This window comes from Streptosporangium sp. NPDC002544, assembly GCF_040295965.1.
In the GTDB taxonomy this organism is placed as follows: Bacteria; Actinomycetota; Actinomycetes; order Streptosporangiales; family Streptosporangiaceae; genus Streptosporangium.
In genome coordinates this window covers 604,014-604,288 of sequence record NZ_JBEOWJ010000001.1, presented here as the reverse complement: position 1 = coordinate 604,288, position 275 = coordinate 604,014, and the positions used below count along the sequence as shown (strand labels likewise).

At 68.0% G+C, this 275-nt stretch carries 1 protein-coding gene; it reads right to left on the bottom strand.

The window, feature by feature from the left end; genetic code table 11:
• A partial coding sequence (locus ABT061_RS48320) for a tetratricopeptide repeat protein (protein WP_350911944.1) occupies positions 1-260 on the bottom strand: 260 nt, incomplete at its 3' end.
• Between the last annotated feature and the right edge of the window lie 15 nt (positions 261-275).

Below are 275 nucleotides of genomic sequence, written 5' to 3'. Positions count from 1 at the left end.
TCCAGCACCGCCCGATGCTCAGCCTCAGCCTCGACCAACCGCCCCAGATCCCCCAGCACAAGCGCCAGATTGCCCCGACTGGTCAACGCATCGGGGTGCTCCTCACCCAGCACCCGACGCCGCACCTCCAGCACCGCCCGATGCTCAGCCTCAGCCTCCTCCAACCGCCCCAGACTCCACAGCACACTCGCCAGATTGTTCCGGCTGGACAGCGTGTGCGGGTGCTCCTCACCCAGCACCCGACGGCAGATCTCCAGCACCGCCCGATGCTCAGC